Origin of the sequence: Streptomyces chisholmiae (assembly GCF_031845445.1) — a bacterium.
Classification (GTDB): Bacteria; Actinomycetota; Actinomycetes; order Streptomycetales; family Streptomycetaceae; genus Streptomyces; species Streptomyces chisholmiae.
Window position 1 is genome coordinate 1 of sequence record NZ_JAVREO010000214.1, and the last position, 443, is coordinate 443.

The window sequence follows — 443 nt, forward strand, 5'->3', positions numbered from 1 at the left end:
GTGGTGACCACAGCGATCGGCGCCGAGTCGGTTAGGACGAAATCCAAGCGCGCATCGGGCACCGAAGGATCGATCGGCACATACGCCGCACCGGTCTTCAGCACCCCCATGATCGCCACCACAGCCTCGACCGAACGTGGGAACAACAACGCCACCCGCAGCCCGGGACCTCCTCCCCACTCGACCAGCAAGTGCGCCAACCGATTCGCAGCCGCGTCGAGTTCCCGATAGGTCAACGAACTGGCACCGAGGCTGACTGCCACCGCGTCCGGATGACGAGCCACCTGCGCGTCGAACAGCACCGGGATCGACGCCGACACCGGGACCACCTCATTCAAGGCTGCCCGGTTACCCCACCCGTCGAGTTCCTCGACGTCATCGTCGTCGTCGAGATCCATCGACAACAATCGCCGGTTGGCGTCGGCAGTCACGATGGTTGTACC

Annotated in this window: 1 protein-coding gene; it reads right to left on the reverse strand. The window is 64.3% G+C overall.

Translation table 11 applies throughout. The features are described 5' to 3' along the window. Positions 1–431, reverse strand: a 431-nt coding sequence (locus tag RM844_RS32870) for an AMP-binding protein (protein ID WP_311671086.1), incomplete at its 3' end; no start/stop codon positions are given. Between the last annotated feature and the right edge of the window lie 12 nt (positions 432–443).